Annotated in this window: 15 protein-coding genes; 4 read left to right on the forward strand and 11 right to left on the reverse strand. The window is 66.4% G+C overall.

The window, feature by feature from the left end; translation table 11 throughout:
- Window positions 1–107: 107 nt before the first annotated feature.
- The 6 genes from AC1D1G_RS15730 to AC1D1G_RS15755 form a co-directional block, all read right to left on the reverse strand.
- Entirely contained in the window at window positions 108–923 is an 816-nt protein-coding gene (locus AC1D1G_RS15730) for an enoyl-CoA hydratase/isomerase family protein (RefSeq protein WP_477952787.1), read from the reverse strand.
- Between the two features lie 40 nt (window positions 924–963).
- A complete protein-coding gene (locus tag AC1D1G_RS15735) occupies window positions 964–2,019 on the reverse strand; it encodes an enoyl-CoA hydratase/isomerase family protein (protein ID WP_477952788.1) in 1,056 nt (351 codons plus the stop codon).
- A complete protein-coding gene (locus AC1D1G_RS15740; protein WP_477952789.1) occupies window positions 2,012–3,559 on the reverse strand; it encodes a CoA-acylating methylmalonate-semialdehyde dehydrogenase in 1,548 nt (515 codons plus the stop codon). Before AC1D1G_RS15740 ends, AC1D1G_RS15735 begins: the two co-directional genes overlap by 8 nt.
- A gap of 95 nt (window positions 3,560–3,654) precedes the next feature.
- The gene (locus tag AC1D1G_RS15745; protein ID WP_477952791.1) at window positions 3,655–4,815 is read right to left on the reverse strand and encodes an iron-containing alcohol dehydrogenase; all 1,161 of its coding nucleotides are present in this window, start codon (window positions 4,813–4,815) and stop codon (window positions 3,655–3,657) included.
- A 17-nt stretch (window positions 4,816–4,832) separates the two neighbouring features.
- A complete protein-coding gene (locus AC1D1G_RS15750; protein ID WP_477952792.1) occupies window positions 4,833–5,657 on the reverse strand; it encodes an enoyl-CoA hydratase in 825 nt (274 codons plus the stop codon).
- 40 nt (window positions 5,658–5,697) lie between these two features.
- Entirely contained in the window at window positions 5,698–7,785 is a 2,088-nt protein-coding gene (locus AC1D1G_RS15755; protein WP_477952793.1) for an acetate--CoA ligase family protein, read from the reverse strand.
- A 280-nt stretch (window positions 7,786–8,065) separates the two neighbouring features.
- On the opposite strand from AC1D1G_RS15755, the gene AC1D1G_RS15760 reads away from it, so the two are divergent.
- Window positions 8,066–8,683, forward strand: a complete 618-nt coding sequence (locus AC1D1G_RS15760) for a TetR/AcrR family transcriptional regulator (protein ID WP_477952794.1) — start codon at window positions 8,066–8,068, stop codon at window positions 8,681–8,683.
- Window positions 8,684–8,733: 50 nt separating this feature from the next.
- Here AC1D1G_RS15760 and AC1D1G_RS15765 read toward each other — a convergent pair whose 3' ends face one another.
- The 3 genes from AC1D1G_RS15765 to AC1D1G_RS15775 all read right to left on the reverse strand — a co-directional run bounded on the left by AC1D1G_RS15765 (window position 8,734) and on the right by AC1D1G_RS15775 (window position 11,925).
- The gene (locus AC1D1G_RS15765) at window positions 8,734–9,339 is read right to left on the reverse strand and encodes an NUDIX hydrolase (RefSeq protein WP_477952795.1); all 606 of its coding nucleotides are present in this window, start codon (window positions 9,337–9,339) and stop codon (window positions 8,734–8,736) included.
- 85 nt (window positions 9,340–9,424) lie between these two features.
- On the reverse strand, window positions 9,425–10,390 hold the full coding sequence (locus tag AC1D1G_RS15770; protein WP_477952797.1) for a zinc-binding dehydrogenase: 966 nt from the start codon (window positions 10,388–10,390) through the stop codon (window positions 9,425–9,427).
- Window positions 10,391–10,485: 95 nt separating this feature from the next.
- Window positions 10,486–11,925 carry an amino acid permease gene (locus tag AC1D1G_RS15775; RefSeq protein ID WP_477952799.1) on the reverse strand — a complete coding sequence of 480 codons (1,440 nt, stop codon included), beginning with the start codon at window positions 11,923–11,925 and terminating at the stop codon, window positions 10,486–10,488.
- 245 nt (window positions 11,926–12,170) lie between these two features.
- On the opposite strand from AC1D1G_RS15775, the gene AC1D1G_RS15780 reads away from it, so the two are divergent.
- The gene (locus tag AC1D1G_RS15780) at window positions 12,171–13,067 is read left to right on the forward strand and encodes a LysR family transcriptional regulator (RefSeq protein WP_477952800.1); all 897 of its coding nucleotides are present in this window, start codon (window positions 12,171–12,173) and stop codon (window positions 13,065–13,067) included.
- A 72-nt stretch (window positions 13,068–13,139) separates the two neighbouring features.
- Here AC1D1G_RS15780 and AC1D1G_RS15785 read toward each other — a convergent pair whose 3' ends face one another.
- The gene (locus tag AC1D1G_RS15785; RefSeq protein WP_477952802.1) at window positions 13,140–13,685 is read right to left on the reverse strand and encodes an NADPH-dependent FMN reductase; all 546 of its coding nucleotides are present in this window, start codon (window positions 13,683–13,685) and stop codon (window positions 13,140–13,142) included.
- Between the two features lie 237 nt (window positions 13,686–13,922).
- Window positions 13,923–15,320, reverse strand: a complete 1,398-nt coding sequence (locus AC1D1G_RS15790) for an MFS transporter (RefSeq protein WP_477952803.1) — start codon at window positions 15,318–15,320, stop codon at window positions 13,923–13,925.
- A 565-nt stretch (window positions 15,321–15,885) separates the two neighbouring features.
- Here AC1D1G_RS15790 and AC1D1G_RS15795 point away from each other — a divergent pair.
- The gene (locus tag AC1D1G_RS15795; RefSeq protein WP_477952804.1) at window positions 15,886–17,271 is read left to right on the forward strand and encodes an LLM class flavin-dependent oxidoreductase; all 1,386 of its coding nucleotides are present in this window, start codon (window positions 15,886–15,888) and stop codon (window positions 17,269–17,271) included.
- 53 nt (window positions 17,272–17,324) lie between these two features.
- Window positions 17,325–17,837, forward strand: coding sequence for a flavin reductase family protein (locus AC1D1G_RS15800; RefSeq protein WP_477952806.1), 513 nt, complete (start codon window positions 17,325–17,327; stop codon window positions 17,835–17,837).
- The last annotated feature ends 42 nt before the right edge of the window (window positions 17,838–17,879 follow it).

Below are 17,879 nucleotides of genomic sequence, written 5' to 3' on the forward strand. Positions count from 1 at the left end.
CTCTGCGCGGTCGTGTACCGGTGCCCGTCGTGGGATCCGGGCGACATGCAGGAAGCCGCCATCGGGGTCGCAGCGATGGGGGTGCGGCCCCGATGGCGGTCTCGGTGTCAGGCCTTGACGGCGCCGTAGCGTTCGTCGCGCCAGGCAAGTGCCGCTTTGAGGCCTTTCTCGGCGGCGACCTTATCGAACTCCTGCTGCTCCGGGGTGTTCGCGCCGTTGAGGATCGCCGAGATGTCGACGTTGGCGTTGACCGCGGTGCGCAGTCCCTTGGCCTCGTAGGCACGGTTGAGGGCCTGCTTGGTCAGCCGGAGGATCGGCAGCGGAGTGGGCGCGATCCGCAGTGCCAGTTCACGGGCCGCGGATTCGAGTTCGTCGAGCGGGACGATCTTGTTGATCAGCCCGAGCGAGAGTGCTTCCTCGGCGTTGATTTTGTCGCCGGTGAAGAGCAGTTCGTTGGTCTTCTTCTGCCCGAGGATGAAGGGCATCAGCAAGGTGACCGGGCCGGAGCCGTACTGGATTTCGGGTTCACCGAACTTCGCGTCCTCGGCGGCGACGATGATGTCGCAGGCCATCGCGATCTCGCAGGCACCGGCGAGGCAGTAGCCCTGGACGACGGCGATGGTCGGCTTCGGGCAGGACCACACGCGCATGGTGACGTCGACGTCGCGGCGCAGCACTGGCTGCCAGTCGAGCGGTGTCTCGGTGCCGTCTTCGATTTCGTCGTTGATGTCGAAGCCGGCGGAGAACGCGCGGCCGTTCGCGGCGAGGAGGACGACCTTGATCGAGTCGTCGGCGCCGGCCTGGGCGATGCGCCTGTCGAGTTCGAGGACGACCTCGGTGCTCAGGGCGTTGAGCTTGTCGGGCCGGTTCAGGGTGATGGTGGCGATCGGGCCGTTGGTTTCGTAGAGCACTACATCTGACATGTCAATCGTGTCCTTCGTCGAAAAGTGATAGGGCGAGGGGTTATTGCTTCCACCGGGGTAGACCGGCCGCATCGAGGCCGGCGAATTGGGATGCTCCCCAGGAGGGGTTGCGGTCCTTGTCGACCAGCGTCGCCCGGATGCCTTCGATGAAGTCCGGTGTCCGGATGACGTCGCGGGTGACTGCCAGTTCGACCTCGAGGCACTCGCGCAGGCTGCGTTGCCGTCCCCAGGCCAACATTTCGAGAGTGAGCTGCAGACTCTGTGGTGACAGGCGTGCGAGCGTGGCCCGAGTTTGCTCTGCCCAGTCCCCGCCGGTGGCCGAGAGCCGCTTGTCGATCCCGGTGATCGTGTCGGCGCTGAAGCACCAATCAATCTCGGTGCGGTGCCCGGCGAGGGTGCTTGCGGCGACCGGTGATGGGCTGCCGAGGGCACGGAGCGTCTCGTCGACCGATCGGTTCGGGTGATCGATGAGGGCGGCCGAGACCAGTTCGATTGCGACACCGTCGATGTAATGGGTGGCCAGCCCGGTGTAGAGGGCGTCGGCGGCCGACACCCGGGCCCCGGTCAACCCGAGGTAGACCCCGAGTGCTCCCGGAAGTCGGGAGAGGAAGTAGCTGGCACCGACGTCGGGGAAGAAGCCGATCCCGGTCTCGGGCATCGACAGGACCGCCTTGCCGCTGACCACGCGGAAGGTCCCGTGGATCGACAGGCCCATCCCGCCGCCCATGCAGATGCCGTCGATGAGCGAGACGAAAGGGACCGGGTACTCGGCGATCCGGGCGTTGAGTCGGTACTCGGTGGCGAAGAACTGCTCGCTCGCCTCCGGGTCGCCGGCCAGGCTGTTCTCCTGGACGGCGCGGATGTCACCGCCCGCACAGAATGCTTTCGGGCTGGCACTGTCGAGCACGATGGCGCGCAGTCCGGCGGTCTCCCAGTCGTGCAGGACCGTGTCGATGGCCTCGACCATGGGTGTGGTGAGGGCGTTGAGCGCCTTGGCCCGGTCGAGGGTGATGACCCCGACCTCGCCGCGGATCCCGGCGCGGACGGTGTCGGTGGTCAACGTGGGCGCAGAGGCCACAGAGGGTGCGTCACTCATGGGTCGGCATGGAGAAGTCGGTGCGGACCTGGGTGTCGTTGGGCCAGCGGGTGGTGGCGGTCTTGTTGCGGGTGTAGAACCGCACGCCCTCGGGTCCGTGGATGTGGTGGTCACCGAACAGCGAGCGCTTCCAGCCGCCGAACGAGTGGAAGGCCATCGGCACCGGGATCGGGACGTTGATGCCGACCATGCCGGCCTTGACCTGCGCAAGGTAGGTGCGGGCAGTGTTGCCGTCGGCGGTGAAGATCGCGGTGCCGTTGCCGAATTCGTGATCATTGACCAACTGCAATGCCTTCTCGAAGGATTCGGCGCGCACGATCGACAGGACCGGCCCGAAGATCTCTTCGAGATAGATCCGCATCGACGGGGTGACATGGTCGAACAAGGTGCCGCCGAGGAAGAACCCCTCCCCCGCGGTCGCCGGAATGCTCTGTCGGCCGTCGACAACGAGTTCGGCGCCTTCCTGCACGCCGAGGTCGATGTAGGAGGCGACCTTGTCGCGGTGCACACCGGTCACCAGCGGACCCATCTCCACCTCCGGATCGGTACCGGGTCCGACCTTGAGGGTGGCCAGCGCGGTGACGAGACGCTCCCGCAGGGCGTTGGCGGTGTCCTCGCCGACGGGCACGGCGACCGAGATCGCCATGCAGCGCTCACCGGCGGAGCCGTAGGCGGCGCCCATGAGGGCGGACACGGCCTGGTCCAGGTCGGCGTCGGGCATGATCACCATGTGGTTCTTCGCGCCGCCGAGGGCCTGGACGCGCTTGCCCTGCGCGGAGGCGGTGGTGTGGATGTACTCCGCGATCGGGGTGGAGCCGACGAAGCTGATGGCCTCGACGTCGTCGTGGGTCAGGAGCGCGTCGACCGCGACCTTGTCGCCGTGCACGACGTTGAACACCCCGTCCGGCAGGCCGGCCTCGGTGAGCAGGCGGGCCAGCTCGACGCTGAGGGTGGGGTCCTTCTCCGACGGCTTCATCACGAAGGTGTTGCCGCAGGCCAGGGCGACGGGGAACATCCACATCGGGACCATGGCAGGGAAGTTGAACGGGGAGATGCCCGCGACCACGCCGAGCGGCTGGCGGAAGGAGACCCCGTCGACGGCGCGGCCGACGTTTTCGGAGAACTCGCCCTTGAGTTGCTGCGGGATGCCGCAGGCGAATTCGACGACCTCGAGGCCGCGGGTGACCTCACCCTTGGCGTCGGAGTGCACCTTGCCGTGCTCGGCGGTGATGATGGCTGCGAGCCGGTCGGCGTCGCGTTCGACGAGGTCGCGGAACCGGAACAGGATGCGGGCCCGGATGTGGGCGGGGGTGGCCGCCCAGGCAGGGAAGGCGGTGGCGGCGGCTGCGACCGCGGCATCGACGTCGTCGGTGGTGGCCATCGCCACCCGGCCGGTGACCTGACCGGTCGCGGGGTTGTAGACGTCGGCGCGGGTTGCGGCGCCGCGGGAGTCGATGTGGCCGCCGATGTAGTGGTCGATGTCGACGGGCGCACCGGATGAGGTAGCACCGGAGGTCGCGGACGGAAGGGTGGTAGTCATGAAAACAATTCTCCTGGAGTAATTTTCAGCGAATAGCGTGCGCGGAGGTGGATCTGCGGCGTCCCGGTGTCGCGGGCTCGTGGGACGGCGTTCGGCTAGCCGTAGATCTGGGCGTAGAGGTCGCGGATTTCGGCATCGGTCGGGACGAGGGGGTTGTTGTTCGGTGATCCCGAGGCGAGGGCCTGTTCGGCCATGAGCGGGATCAGTTCGTCCCAGCGGGCCTTGTCGATGCCGTAGGCCCTCGGGGTGGGCACAGCCACGTCCCGGCACAGCTCGCGCAGCGCGTCGACGAGGTTGTTCGCGGCGGTGGTGTTGTCGTCGCCGGTGGTGGCGACCCCGAGGGCGCGGGCGCAGTCGGCGTACCGGGATTCGGCCGCGCGGACCGAGAACGCGGTGACCGCTGGGAAGAGCATGGCGTTGGACAGGCCGTGGGCGACGTGGAAGTGGGCGCCGATCGGCCGGCTCATTCCGTGCACGAGGGCGACGGAGGAGTTGGAGAACGCGATGCCGGCCTGGGTGGCGGCGAGCATCATCTGCTCGCGGGCCTCGGCGTCGGTGCCGTCGGTGTAGGCGCGGCGCAGGACCCGGCCGATGGTGCCGATCGCGGTCAGGGCGAGGCTGTCGGCGAACGGGTTGGCCTTCTTGCTGACGTACGCCTCGATCGCGTGGGTCAGCGCGTCGACGCCGGTGTCGGCGGTCAGCCGGGGTGGCATCGACACGGTCAGCTCGTAGTCGATGACCGCGGCGATCGGCAGGAATGCCAGGCCAGGGCACAGCATCTTTTCGTCGCTGATGCTGTCGGTGATGACGGTGAACTGTGTTGCTTCCGAGCCGCTGCCGGCGGTGGTGGGGACGGCGATGACCGGCAGGGCGGGTCCGACGTTGTTGCGGGGGGCCTTGTAGTCGCGCATCTGCCCGCCCTGGCGGCCGAGGATCCCGAGGGCCTTGGCGGTGTCCATCGGGCTGCCGCCGCCGAACCCGATGACGGAGTCGGATTCGTGCTCGGTGATGGCGGCCAGTCCGGCGTCGAGGGAGTCGGTGGTGGGGTCCGGGACGGTGTCGGCGAACAGGCGCGGCGACAGACCGGCGGATTCGAGGGTCTTGATCATCTGCTCGGCGGCGCCGGTGCCGACGAGGAAGGAATCGGTGACGACCAGCGGGCGGGTGAGCCCGAGGCCCGTGACCACCTCGCCGATCTCGGCGACGGCGCCGCCGCCGATCCGCATGATCCGCGGGAGTGCAATCGATGAAGTCATGTGCATGTCTCGCTTTCTCAGCGGTTGTTGAAGGACGGCTTGCGCTTGTCGAGGAAGGCGGCCATGCCTTCGGTCTGGCCGTCGGTGGCGAAGGCGGCGTGGAACATTCGCCGCTCGAATCGCAGGCCCTCTGCCAGCGGGGTCTCGAAGGCGGAGTTCACGGCCTCCTTGGCCATCAGGACCGAGGGGCGGGAGAATCCGGCGATCTTCTGCGCGATGGCGATTGCCTCGTCGATGAGGTCGTCGGCCGGAACGATGCGGGCGACGAGGCCGATCTTCTCCGCTTCCTCTGCGTCGATGGTGCGGCCGGTCAGCACCATGTCCATGGCCTTGGACTTGCCGACGGCGCGGGTCAGGCGTTGGGTGCCGCCGGCGCCGGGCAGAATGCCGATGGTGATCTCGGGCTGGCCGAACTTCGCGGTGTCCGCGGCGATGATCATGTCGCAGCTCATCGCGAGTTCCGCGCCGCCGCCGAGAGCGTATCCGGCGACGGCGGCGATGATGGGCTTGCGGGTGGTGGAGGCGCGTTCCCAGCTGGCGGTGATGAAGTCTTCGAGGTAGACGTCCGTGAACGACTTGGGCTGCATCTCTTTGATGTCGGCGCCGGCGGCGAAGGCCTTGGCACTGCCGGTGAGGACGACGGCGCCGATGCTGTCATCGGCTTCGGTGGCGTCGAGTGCGGCGGTCAGCTCCTCGGTGAGGTCGTTGCACAGGGCGTTGAGGGCCTTCGGGCGGTGGAGGGTGATCAGCGTGACCGGGCCCCGGCGTTCGACGAGGAGGTAGTTGTACTCGCTCTCGCTGGTGGTGGGCAGAGCGGTGATGTTCTCGGCGATATCGGTCATCGGTTTATCTCTCCTTGTGGGATTTTCGGTCTGCCGGGGTTCAGTGAGCGGAGTCGAGGATGATGCGGGCATCGAGTGCGATGGCCTGGGTGGGGGTGACCGCGATGGGGTTGCACTCGATTTCGCCGATCTCGGGGTGTTCGGCGGCGTAGTTCGACAGGGTGGCCACCAGCTGGGCTGCGCCGTCGATGTCGACGGCCGCTTTGCCGCGGAAGCCGGTGAGCAGCGCCGCACCGCGCAGGGACAGCAGCAGCTCGCGCGCCTGGTCTGCGGTGATCGGGCCGAGGGCGCAGCGGGTGTCCTTGAGCAGTTCGGTGTACACGCCGCCGATGCCGACGAGCACGATCGGTCCGAACGTCGGGTCGCGGCGCACGCCGATGATCAGTTCGACCGCGCCGGAGAGGTCTGCCATCTCTTCGATGGAGCAGACCGGTGGTGCAAGTCGCGCCTGTACGTCGTCCCAGGCCTCGATCAGTGCGGTGTCGTCGGCGATGTTCAGGATGACGCCGCCGTTGTCGGACTTGTGCTCGTCGCCAAGGGCTTTGAGTACCAACGGGAACTGCAGGCCGACGACCGCCGCTTCCAGCTCCCGGGTGGTGGAGACCTCCGCGGCGGGGACGAAGGGGATGCCGGCGGCGGCCAAGGCGCGGCGGGCGGGCCAGTATCCGGTCTCGGTCAGTGTGTTCGCGGGCTCCGGCAGGACGGGCAGCGGATGCGATCCTGCGTGGGCCCGGCGGGCCAGGCGGCTCAGCGCCCAGGTGGCGTGTTCGACGTTGCGGTAGACGGCGATGCCGCTCTCGCGGAGGGCTGCGGCAGGGGCGGAGTCCGCGAACATGGTCTGGGCGATGAAGCTGGCACCGGATTCGGCGACGAGGGCGCCGATGTCGTGACCGGCCTGGATCTCACCGGGCACGATCGCCGGGTCGTAGTCACCGTAGCCGCCGAAGAATCCGGTCATCAGGACGGCGTCGGTCTCGGTGCTGGCGATCAGGCGCTCTGCGACGCGGGCGAAGCAGGTGATGTCCTGCTCGCCTCCGCCGGCGAGGTCGATCGGGTTCGATGTTGCCGCGGTCGGCGGCAGCTCACCGGCTACCTGCGAGGACAGCTCGGCCGAGAACTCCTCGACTTGCAGGCCGACCTCTTCGAGGCTGTCGCTGGCCAGGGAGGCGTGGCCGCCGCCGTCGGCGAGGACCGCCACCCGTGACCCGGCCGGAGGATTGGTACGGACGAGGGCTTGGAGCAGGTTTGCCATCTCGAACGGGCTCGACACCAGTTCGGTGCCCGTGGCCTCGCACACGGCTTCGAGGACGACACTCGAGGTCACCAGCGAGCCGGTGTGGGAGGCCGCCCCCCGGGTGGAGGCAGCGCCGCGACCGACGGACAGCAACACCACGGGCTTGCCGGCCTCCGCGGCGCGTGCGGCCGCGGAGGCGAACTTGCGGCCATCCTTGAAGCCCTCGCAGTACACCGCGATCGCGGACGTGCCCTCGTGATCGACGCAGCTGTCGATCAGGTCGGCGACGTCGAGGTCGGCGCAGTTACCCAGGCTCGCGAAGCGGGCGACGCCGAGACCCTGTTCGGAGAAGTGTTCGGCCAGTTCGATGGCGACGTTGCCGCTCTGGGAGATGATCGACACCGAGCCGGGGCGGAATTCGTTGACCGTCGCATCGAGGCCACTGGTGTTGTCGAGCACCCCGAGGCAGTTCGGCCCGAGCATCGCGATGTCGGCTTCGCGCAGCCGAGCGACCAGGGCGTTCTGCCGGGCCAGTCCCTCGGCGCCGGATTCACCCAAACCTGCGGTGATCGCGACGATCGCCTTGACGTTTGCGGCGATGGCGTCGTCGACGGCCTCGTCGAATCCGGCGGCGGGAACCGCGATGACCGCGAGATCGACCGGTCGGCCGAGGGAGGTCAGGCTGGGCGCAGCGGGGTGATCGAGAATCTTCGACCGGCTCTTGTTGATCAGGTAGGCCGGCCGCCGATCGGTGTCCCGCAGCGCCCGCCCCGCCAGCCAGTTGCCGTACTTGGCGGGATCGTTGCTCGCGCCGACGATCGCGATGGAGGACGGGGCGAACAGCGCGGTCAGGTCCCGGCGGACAGCGGGTGGCGCGAGGGCGATTGAGGTCATCGAGAGATCTCCGTCTTCGGAAGCGGTGTGCTCGGTGGTCGGCGGCGGTGGAACCCGGAGGTGTGGGAAGCCGCGGAAAAGAATGTGTGGTGCAACGCACAATAATATGGAATTATTGTGGCGTCAAGATGGATGTCCCGGCACCGTGAACGCGTGAAATAGGTCCGTGAACTGCTCGTTTCACGGGCAGGGCGCGCGCATTAGGCCGATCGCTACGATCGAGAGATGACCTGCGCGTTCGGGAAAACGCGAGGGACTTGCAGGTGGAGGGTGTGGACTGATGACTGTGGCGGATGCAGCACAAGTAGTGGGTGAGGATCCCCTCGTCGCCGAGAGTCGGCGGCGGATTCTCGATGCCGCCGAGCGACTGATCGCCGTGCACGGCATCGAAAAGGTGCGCCTGCGCGACATCGCCCGGGAGGCGGGGGTGTCCATCGGGAAGATTCAGCACTACTTCGACAGCCGCGACGAGGTCATCGAGGCGATGCTCAGCGCGGCGAGCATGCGGCGGGTGTCGGAATGGGCGACCTTCGCCGCCGACATCGACGACCCGGCCACGAAGATGGTCTCGCTACTCGACCACGCGATCACCGATCGCGAGCGGTGCACGGTGTGGCTGGCGACGGTGTCAGTGGCCAGCCGCAACCAGCAGTACCTTCCCGACATCACCCGGATCTACTCAGCGTGGCGGGCAAAGCTCACCGAGGTCATCGATTCCGGTCAGCGGGACGGCATGTTCCACCCGACAGCCCCGATCGACGAGGTTGCCGACGGAATCATCTGCGCCATAGACGGTTTGATGGCCGCGGTCGCGGTCGATCTGGCTGACTACACCTATGAGCGCAACACACGGATGCTGCGGCACATTGCCGGGTTGCTACTGGGAACCACACTCTAGGCCGAGCGATCGAGGCAAGCGCGCTACCGCAGTGGTGGGTTCCGTGACGATCACTGCCAGGCGAACACCGGCTGCCCGTAGTGTGCGACGCGGGTATGCCGCTGACGCAACACCACTTCTCGGAACTGGTAGAGAATCGCCGCGGTGGGGGCATGGATATCGAGGTCCCGGAAGGGCCACTGCAGAATCGGCGAGTCGACCTGCAGATCGGTGACGAATCGGGGATCGGCGTCGACCTCGTCCATGGTGACCGTGTGCACGCGGGCGACTTCCGACTCGTTCGGACGAAGGGTGCCGGTGAAGTCGCCGATCCACACCACGAACGGTGTGATGACGTAGCCCGATTTGGTGGCGTAGTCGTCGAGTTCGCCGATGATCTGCTCGGGATGGGCGGCAATGCCGAGTTCTTCGTGCAACTCACGCAGGGCCGCCTCGGCGGCTGTTTCGTTCGGGTCGATGCGCCCGCCGGGAAAAGCGAACTGGCCGGGATGAGCACGCAGCTTCGATGAGCGCTCGGTCAGCCAGATGGCGGGTTTTCCGTCCTCGACCAGGACCGCAATACTGACCGCGGCGGCTCGACGACCGTCGAGGGGCAGTTTGATGGCCCGGAATTGCTGTAGTGCCCTGGACAGTTCGAACCGGTTGATCGTCGGCATACCCGATCCCTTCGTTGGACGTTCATCCGCTCGGACGGGTCGGTAGAGGTGACCTCGGGCCACCTCCACCGAACTCGGTGAAACGCTAGGGAATCAGCACGATCTTTCCCTGGATGTCGCCGGTGGCGAGCTTTTTGAGGCCGGCCTCCGCGTCGGCCAGTGGCAGTACCGAATCGATCTGTGGTCGCAGGCCGGTGGTGTCGAGCAGTGCGAGTAGCTGTTCGAGCTCGTCGCGGGTGCCCATCGTCGAGCCCAGGACCTGCAGTTGAAGGAAGAAGACTCGGTTCAGGTCCGACGCCGGGTTCGGGCCGGATGTCGCGCCGCAGATCACGATCGCTCCGCCTGGCTTGAGAGATTTCAGCGAATGCGCCCACGTGGCCTGCCCGACGTTGTCGATGACCGCGTCCACCCGTTCGGGCAGGCGTGCCCCCGATTCGAAGACCTGGTCGGCGCCGAGGGCGAGCGCGGCCTCACGCTTGGCTTCGCTGCGCCCGGTGACCCACACCCGCAGGCCCGCGGCCTTGCTCAAGGCGATCGACGCGGTCGAGACGCCACCGCCGGCGCCCTGAATGAGGACGGTCGATCCCGGCGCCAGACGCGCCTTGACGAAGAGCATTCGGTAGGCGGTCAGCCATGCGGTGGGAAGGCACGCGGCCTGCTCGAAGGACAGCGACGCCGGTTTGGCCACGAGATTGCGGCGCGGCACCAGAAGCTTCTCTGCCAGGGTTCCGTCGTAGACCTCCGAGAGCAGCGAGCGCTTCGGGTCGAGGGTGTCGTCACCGGTCCACCCGGGTGAGGTGATGACCGAGTGCACGACGACTTCGTTACCGTCCTCGTCGATTCCGGTGGCGTCGCCGCCGAGGATCATCGGAAGCTGGTTCGGGCGGATGCCGACACCACGCAGGGTCCACAGATCGTGGTGGTTCAGTGCCGCCGCTTTGACGGTGACCGTGGTCCAGCCTTCGCGGGGTTGTGGGTCGGGTCGATCTCCGACGACGAGACCCGATACGGGATCGTCTGGATCAATGGCGTTGGCGTAAGCGGCGAGCATGGTGGAGCCTTTCTTGTTATCAGTCGAGGTGATCCTCGACGACGCCTGTACCCCGGCGAGGGTCGCGGGGGTACAGGCTGGTGTCGTCGAGACGATCAGACCTTTTCAGGGTTTCGTGTTTCCGAGATCGAGGTTTCATTCAGGTCGGTCCTCGAATCGAGCGTGAGCTCCGACCGTGATCGCTCACGGACAGTCTTGACACCGAAGGCGACGAGAATGACACCCCACACCGCCAGTCCCTGAAGGAGAGAGATCCGGGAGGTGTTGTCCCACATCATACTTACCAAGATCATGACGATGACGACGGTCACGAGGATCGACAGGTAGGGGAACAGCCACATCTTGAATTCGAGCTTTCCGCCGTGGGCGCGCTCGTTCCTCTTGCGGAGGACGATCTGGGCGATGCAGATCATCAGATAGACGAAGAGGATCATCGCCCCGGATGCGTTGATCAGGAACAGGAACACGGTGTCAGGGAAGAAGTAGGCGACGGCGATGCACCCGTAGGCGATCACGGTGCAGGAGAGCACGCCCCAGACCGGGACACCGCTCTTGTTCACGGCGGTCATCCACTTGGGGCATTCCCCGTTGGAACCGAGGGTGAAGAGCATCCGCGACGTCGAGTACAGGCCGATGTTCAGGCACGAGAGGACCGCGATGAGGATGACGGCGTTGAGGATGTCGGCCACGCCCGGGATGTTGAGTACCTGCAGCACGAGCAGGAACGGGGACTCGCCGGTGGGAATGCTGTCCCACGGAACGATGGTGACGATGATGAGCGCGGACGTGACGAAGAAGAACAGGACACGGTAGATCACGGCGTTGACCGCACGCTTGATCGCGAGGCCGGGCTCCTTCGATTCGGCGGCGGCCACTGTGACGACCTCGGCACCGACCATGGAGAAGATGACGACGACGACACCGGCGAGCATCGGGAATGCACCGTTGGGGGCAATTCCACCGTGTGAGGTCAGGTTGGAGAAGTCGATGCTCGAGTTCGGCCAGAGACCGAAGATGAACAGAGCGCCCAGGGCGACGAAGGCGACGACAGCAGCGATCTTGATGCCGGCGAACCAGTATTCGAACTTCCCGAAGTTCCCGACCGAGACCAGATTCACCAGGGTCAGCGCGAGCAGCAGACCCACCGAGAGCAGCCAAGCCGGCACCCCGTGTATCCACCGCTGCAGCAGTTGTGCGCCGACGACGGCTTCGAATCCGACGACGACCATCTGGTAGTACCAGTACAGCCAGGCCGTGGAGAAGCCCGCCCAGTTGCCCATGGCGTCCCGGGCGTAGTCGGTGAACGATCCTGTTCGGGGATTGGCGACGGCCATCTCGCCGAGCATCCGCATCACCAGCAAGATCAGCACACCGGTGAGTGCGTAGGTGACGATGGAGGCGGGACCGACCTCGCTGATGATGGCCCCCGAGCCGATGAACAGACCCGCGCCCATGGTTCCACCCAACGCAATCATCGTCAGGTGCTTTTGCTTCAACGGAGTGTGCAACCCTCCGTGGGTGTCGTTGTCTTGCACGTGATTCTCCTCGTCGCGGGATGTGGGGAGCGTGACCCGAGTCGGGCTCGTGGATCGCTCTACTGTGCCGCTCCGGCCGACACGACTATGGGTTCGCCGGGGCAATGCATGAAGGTCGGCTGACAGCTGTGGGGCCGGGCGTTCGCCCCTTGTGTGAAGCAAGTCTCACTGCGCGGAATGCAGATCACAACAGTCAAGTAGGCACACGCCTGTGCAAATATGCACAGGTCCGATTAGGGTGAGGCGTGATCGATGCCGATGACCTGCGATATTTCCTGGAAGTGGCCCGCACCGGCCGCCTGGTGGCGGCCGGGAAGGGACTGGGCGTCAATCACACGACGGTGGGTCGGCGGATCACCGCTCTCGAACGCGCACTGGGTAATCGGCTCTTCGACCGGGTACCGACCGGTTGGGTTCTCACCGACGCCGGACACGAGCTGATCGTGCACGCGGAGTCCATAGAGTCCGCTCTCCTGGCCGCCATGGAGGGGGCCGCCTCGGGCGGCGGACGATTGTCGGGCACGGTGCGGATCGCCACTCCAGACGGTTTCGGGGCGTTCCTCCTGGCTCCGAGTCTCGAGACCCTGTTTGCTCAGAACCCCGATCTCGATGTCGAAATCGTCACCGCGACACGGCACGACGTGCTCGCCGCCCGCGAGTTCGATGTCGCCGTCACCCTCGAGCGTCCCTCGCCGCGGTCGGTGGACATCAGTGAGCTCGCCGACTATCGGCTGGGTCTCTACGCCAGCGCGGCCTACCTCGAGACGCACCCGCGGATCTCCCACGTCCTCGATCTGCACGAGCACGCGTTGATCGGTTATGTCGACTCGCTTCTCGACGTCCCCGCTCTCCGTATCTTCGACGAGGTCCTGCCCGGTCACCGCACCCAGATCCAGACCAATAACATCACCGGCCAATGGTTGGCCACCGCCGCCGGGCTCGGTGTCGCGGCCCTCCCCCTCTACATCGGCGACCCCGACCCCCGTCTGGTGCGCATCCTTGCTGACGAGGTCACGGTATTGCGCAAGTACTGGCTGATCGTGCCGCGTGAACTGCAGCGGCTCGCCCGGGTGCGGACGGCCATTGCGATGCTCCGGTCCATTGCAGCCGGCCATGCAGGCTTGATTACCCGCACCGGTTAACTCGGTTTACAGCCGCCACATCGCGGACTGCGACGAAGCCCCAGCCGCCGGTGCGGGCTTCGGCTGCCATGTTCAGGAGATCGGGGCGGGGTGGCCGACGGCTCGACGCAGCGGCTCGCCGGCGCGCTCCCACCAGGCGTCCACGGCGCTGTCGAGTTCGGCGAGCTCGCGTTCGGTCAGGGTGAGGGAGCGGGAGGGGACCGTGGCGCCGAGTTCCACCAGAAGAGGGCGCAGGTGCACCTCGCCGGCCAGGGCGTGCGCCGCGCTTCCCGACGTCACCAGTGGAACGGTGACGACGCCGAGCAATCCGTCCGAGGGATACAGGTCCAGGAAGGCTTTCAGAAGACCGGTGTACGACGCCTTGTAGACGGGCGACGCAATCACCGCGACGGTCGCACCGGCGAGCGTCTCCTTCGCTCGGTCAGCCGAGGGGTGCTCGGAGGCGAGGATCTCGGTCGAGAACGTGGCAAGGTCGATCGTGACGATGTCGGCGATGCCGAGGTCTTTTCCGATCTTATCCGCCGCGGTTCGGGCGGCACCGAGGGTGCGTGAAGCGGGGCGAGGGTTGCCGGACACGACCGCCACGTAGCGCGCGGCGGTTGATATCTCTGCGGTCATTACGTTCTCCTTGGTCGATCGTCAGTGGACGAGTACGGGCCGGTCGGAGAGAACGACGGACCGCTTCCACCGCCTCGGTCGCGGGAGCCGTCACGCCGGCACCACCGAGGTGCCGGGACGCCCGGCCCGCCCACGAAAGCCTGGCTGACCGCCAGGACTGTGCATCTGGTCATGGCGGCCAGCCAGGCGATGGGTTGCGATGCGCTCGGCCCGCAACGTTTCGAAGGTTCGAGCAGGTCAGTCCGGGACCACCCGATCCTCGTGCTGCGTTTCGCTCAGGTTCCTGCCTGTCATCTCGGGAGCGAGCATCTGGCACACGATCGCACCGACCACGCAGATGGCGGCCGCCACCAGCATGGCCGGGGCGGCCCCGACGTTCGTGATCGCCCAGGGGAGCAGGAACGTACCCAGCGCGGCGCCGATCCGGCTCACCGCCGCCGCGAATCCTGTTCCGATACCGCGGATCTCGGTCGGGAAGACCTCGGCGGGGAAGACACCCGTGAGGGTGGCGCACATAGCGTTGAAGCACGAGAAGACGAAGAAACAGATGAGCACGACCAGAGCCGGCGCTCCCACCCACAATCCGATCACGGCAAGCGCTACGGCGCAGATCCACTGCGGGTAGATGGCGAGACGGCGACGCCCGAGCTTCTCGACGAAGAGGGTGCAGAACACGACTCCTGCCGTGGCCAGGGAGGTCAGACCCACGCCGCCGGCGAGCCCGTCGGCGAGGCCGTAGTCTTCCAGCACCCCCTGGGCGAACGTGGCGATCGCAAAGTACGGCAGGACCGCGCAGACCCAAAAGAGGGTGATGAATGCCGTTCCGCGCCGGTTCTCACGGGCGAAGAGCATCCCGATGCTGCCCTTGCGCGCCGTCTCGCGCTGCACGTCGACGACGTCCTCGGGGCTCTGCAGGTATCGTTCGGCGATCACCAGGGCCTCCTCCTTGCGGCCCACGCTCCACAGCCAGCGCGGCGACTCGGGTATACCCAGCCGAGCCACGAGCAGAACCACCGCGAGCAGTGTGCTCGACCCGAGGATCACGCGCCATCCCACATCCGTGTATCGGGTCAGCGCGTAACCGACGATGAACGCGACCATGAAACCGACGTACCAGCAGGAGTTGCTCAGGGCGAGTAGCCGTCCACGCAGGCGCGCCGGCGAGAACTCCGCCAGCAGCGGCCAGCCGACCGAGTACTCCGCGCCGATCGCAATGCCCATGATGAGCCGAGTCGCGAAGAGCAGGATCGGTTCGTGGACGAAGAACTGCGCGATCGAGCCCACGAGGAACAGCACGAGATCCGCGAAGAAGATCGGCCTACGCCCGAACTTGTCGGAAAGCCACCCACCAAGTGGAGCGCCGAGGAAGATGCCGATCAGTGCCGCGGATGCCGTGAGCCCCTCCCAGAAGAGCGACATCTCGAGTTCCGCGGCGACGGCCACGATCACGGTGCCGATGATGCCCATGATGTAGCCATCGATGAACTGACCACCAGCGGAGAGCGCCGTCAAACGCTGAAGGAACCGTCTCTTGAAGGCGGCATCCCCGGCAGGGGCGGCCACGGATCGGTCCTCGGGCACGGAGTGGTCCTCGGGCACGGATTGGTCGGGCAAACTTCGGTCGGTGACAGACATATGCACTCCTCGGAGTGGTCGTAAAGGCAGCAGCGACGCATTTGTCGCCAGCATGGGGAAGCGGTACCGGGGCGATGAGCGGGCACTCCGGCGGGGAGTCGCTCTGAAGACGTTCGATTTATGAACTGAGGCGTGCGTTTGCGCCTGCAGCGATGCTGGCACCCGGGTGTGATCTGCGTCAAGTCTTTCACCGAATTTTGATCGGATTACCGACCTAACTGTCCATAAAGTGGACGACTACGGGTTCCCCCCGACCCAGACGCCCGTTCGCGCCATCGCTTCTCACTCGGAATCGGYAACGCCCCGGTCATGCCACGCGAGACCTCTGGTGGCACGGATCCGGCACGGTGCGTCGAACGAGCATCCAGTGCCGGTCGGACGCAATCCGACGCACCGACACCCAGACGATCGGGCCGCTGGCGTCAGGGTTGTTCGCTATTTGAACCCTGAATAGTAAGAAATGAACGTTTTTACGCCGAGTATCTTGACGATGTGACGCACGCCGCATTAGTCTCGTGCACAGCAAATATGGACGTTGGTGTCCACTTTTTGAACGGAGACACAAATGACCGATCAACGCATGCGGCTCTTCGCCTTCGACTTCCAGGCTCCGGCGCACCTGTCGGCGGGCCTGTGGCGCCACCCGTTGGATCAGGGGCACCGGTACAACGACCTCCAGTACTGGGTCGACTACGCGAAGATGATCGAGGAGGCCCGCTTCGACGGTGTCTTCTTCGCCGACAACAGCGGTTACCAGGACGTCTATCAGGGGTCCGTGGACGCAGGTCTGGCAGATGCCGCCCAGATTCCGGCGCAGGACCCGTTCATGGTGATCTCGGCGATGGCGGCGGCCACCAAGCACATCGGCTTCGGCGTCACGGCGTCGACCTCGTACGAGCAGCCGTACGCGCTGGCACGCCGATTCGCCACGCTCGACCACCTGACCAAGGGCCGCATCGGCTGGAACGTGGTCACCTCGTACGCCGGCAGCGCCGGACGCAACCTCGGCACCGGGGCCTTGCCGCACAGTGAGCGCTACGCCATGGCGGCCGAGCACCTCGAGGTGTGCTTCAAGCTGTGGGAGTCCTCCTGGGACGAGGACGCCATCGTCCGAGACGCCGAGCGCTGCGTATACGTCGAGCCCAGCCGTGTGCACCCGATCAACCACCACGGCAAGTACTTCGACGTCCCGGGCATCGGTCAGTTCGCGCCGTCGCCCCAGCGGTCCCCGGTCATCTTCGAGGCCGGCACCTCCCCGAAGGGCATCGCGCTGGCCGCTCAGACCGCTGAGGCGGTCTTCGTCAACGCGGTCACCATTGCCGCCCTCAAGCGGCAGGTCGACGCCCTCCGGAAGGGTGCCGCCGAGGCCGGACGCGATCCCCGGAGCCTCAAGGTCCTCCAGATGCTCAACGTGATCGTGGCCCCGACCGACGAGGAGGCCCAGGCGAAGTACGACACGTACCGTTCGCTGGTCAGCTACGCCGGCGCCATGGCCCGCTACAGCGGTTGGACCGGCGTCGACATGTCGCAGTTCGACCCCGACGTCCCGCTGAAGAACGTCAAGACCGACGGTGGGCAGTCCACGATCTCGCTGTTCACCGAGGTGGACTCCGGCAAGGACTGGACCCCACGCGACATCGCCGAGTTCATCGGGATCGCCGGCACCGGCCCGAGCATCGTGGGTTCCCCGACCACCGTCGCCGACGAACTCTGCCGCTGGGTGGACGAGAGCGGCGCCGACGGCTTCAACCTCGCCTCAGCGGTCAAGTACCAGGACCTCGCCGACTTCATCGAGCACGTCGTCCCGGTCCTGCAGAAGCGCGGGCGCATGTGGACCGAGTACGACGAAGGATCCACGCTGCGCGAGAAGCTCCACGGCGCCGGCAACGCCCGTCTGCTGGCCGACCACCCGGCCCGCCGCCTCGGCGCGCCCCTGGTCGACGCTCCCTGACACCCGCCCGCACACGGCATCCGCACCGACAAGCCTCGAGGAGGAGACTTCCCATGACCATCGCCACTGCCACCCCCACGATCGACCAGGTGCACTTCCGCTCCGTCATGGGCCACCTGCCCACCGCCGTCGTGGCGCTGTCCGGATTCACCGCCGAAGGGCAGCGGTGCGGACTCGTCGTCGGAACCTTCGCCTCGCTGTCCCTCGAGCCGGCGCTCGTGACGTTCAGTGTCGGTTTGGGGTCGACGAGCTGGCCGAAGCTGCGGCCCAGCAACCGATTGACCGCGAGCGTGCTGGCCGACGGGCAGGAAGCGGTCTGCGGCGTCCTGTCCAGCAAGCGACCCGACAAGTTCGACGAGGTCGAGTGGTTCGAGTCCGCCGACGGCCTTCCTCGGCTCGCCGGCGCGCACGCCTGGATCGACTGCGAGGTCGAGACCGAACTCGACGGCGGTGACCACGTCATCGTCATCGCACGTGTGCTCGACATGGATGCGGCAGACGGACGCGACCCGCTCATCTTCCACAAAGGCCGGCTAGGTGGCCTCCGATCGCTGCAGGACGTTTGAAAAGCAAAAAGATCACCTCTCCTCTTCGGTGACCCACCCGAC

It is taken from the genome of Rhodococcus sp. P3_B8, assembly GCF_056402775.1.

Bases quoted from the DNA above. Each gene is read 5' to 3' on its own strand.
- AC1D1G_RS15770 (WP_477952797.1), bottom strand. From the start codon at position 10,390: ATGCTCGCCGCTTACGCCAACGCCATTGATCCAGACGATCCCGTATCG.
- AC1D1G_RS15755 (WP_477952793.1), bottom strand. From the start codon at position 7,785: ATGACCTCAATCGCCCTCGCGCCACCCGCTGTCCGCCGGGACCTGACC.
- AC1D1G_RS15730 (WP_477952787.1), bottom strand. From the start codon at position 923: ATGTCAGATGTAGTGCTCTACGAAACCAACGGCCCGATCGCCACCATC.
- AC1D1G_RS15735 (WP_477952788.1), bottom strand. From the start codon at position 2,019: ATGAGTGACGCACCCTCTGTGGCCTCTGCGCCCACGTTGACCACCGAC.
- AC1D1G_RS15800 (WP_477952806.1), top strand. From the start codon at position 17,325: ATGACCATCGCCACTGCCACCCCCACGATCGACCAGGTGCACTTCCGC.
- AC1D1G_RS15785 (WP_477952802.1), bottom strand. From the start codon at position 13,685: ATGACCGCAGAGATATCAACCGCCGCGCGCTACGTGGCGGTCGTGTCC.
- AC1D1G_RS15745 (WP_477952791.1), bottom strand. From the start codon at position 4,815: ATGACTTCATCGATTGCACTCCCGCGGATCATGCGGATCGGCGGCGGC.
- AC1D1G_RS15765 (WP_477952795.1), bottom strand. From the start codon at position 9,339: ATGCCGACGATCAACCGGTTCGAACTGTCCAGGGCACTACAGCAATTC.
- AC1D1G_RS15750 (WP_477952792.1), bottom strand. From the start codon at position 5,657: ATGACCGATATCGCCGAGAACATCACCGCTCTGCCCACCACCAGCGAG.
- AC1D1G_RS15795 (WP_477952804.1), top strand. From the start codon at position 15,886: ATGACCGATCAACGCATGCGGCTCTTCGCCTTCGACTTCCAGGCTCCG.
- AC1D1G_RS15740 (WP_477952789.1), bottom strand. From the start codon at position 3,559: ATGACTACCACCCTTCCGTCCGCGACCTCCGGTGCTACCTCATCCGGT.
- AC1D1G_RS15760 (WP_477952794.1), top strand. From the start codon at position 8,066: ATGACTGTGGCGGATGCAGCACAAGTAGTGGGTGAGGATCCCCTCGTC.
- AC1D1G_RS15790 (WP_477952803.1), bottom strand. From the start codon at position 15,320: ATGTCTGTCACCGACCGAAGTTTGCCCGACCAATCCGTGCCCGAGGAC.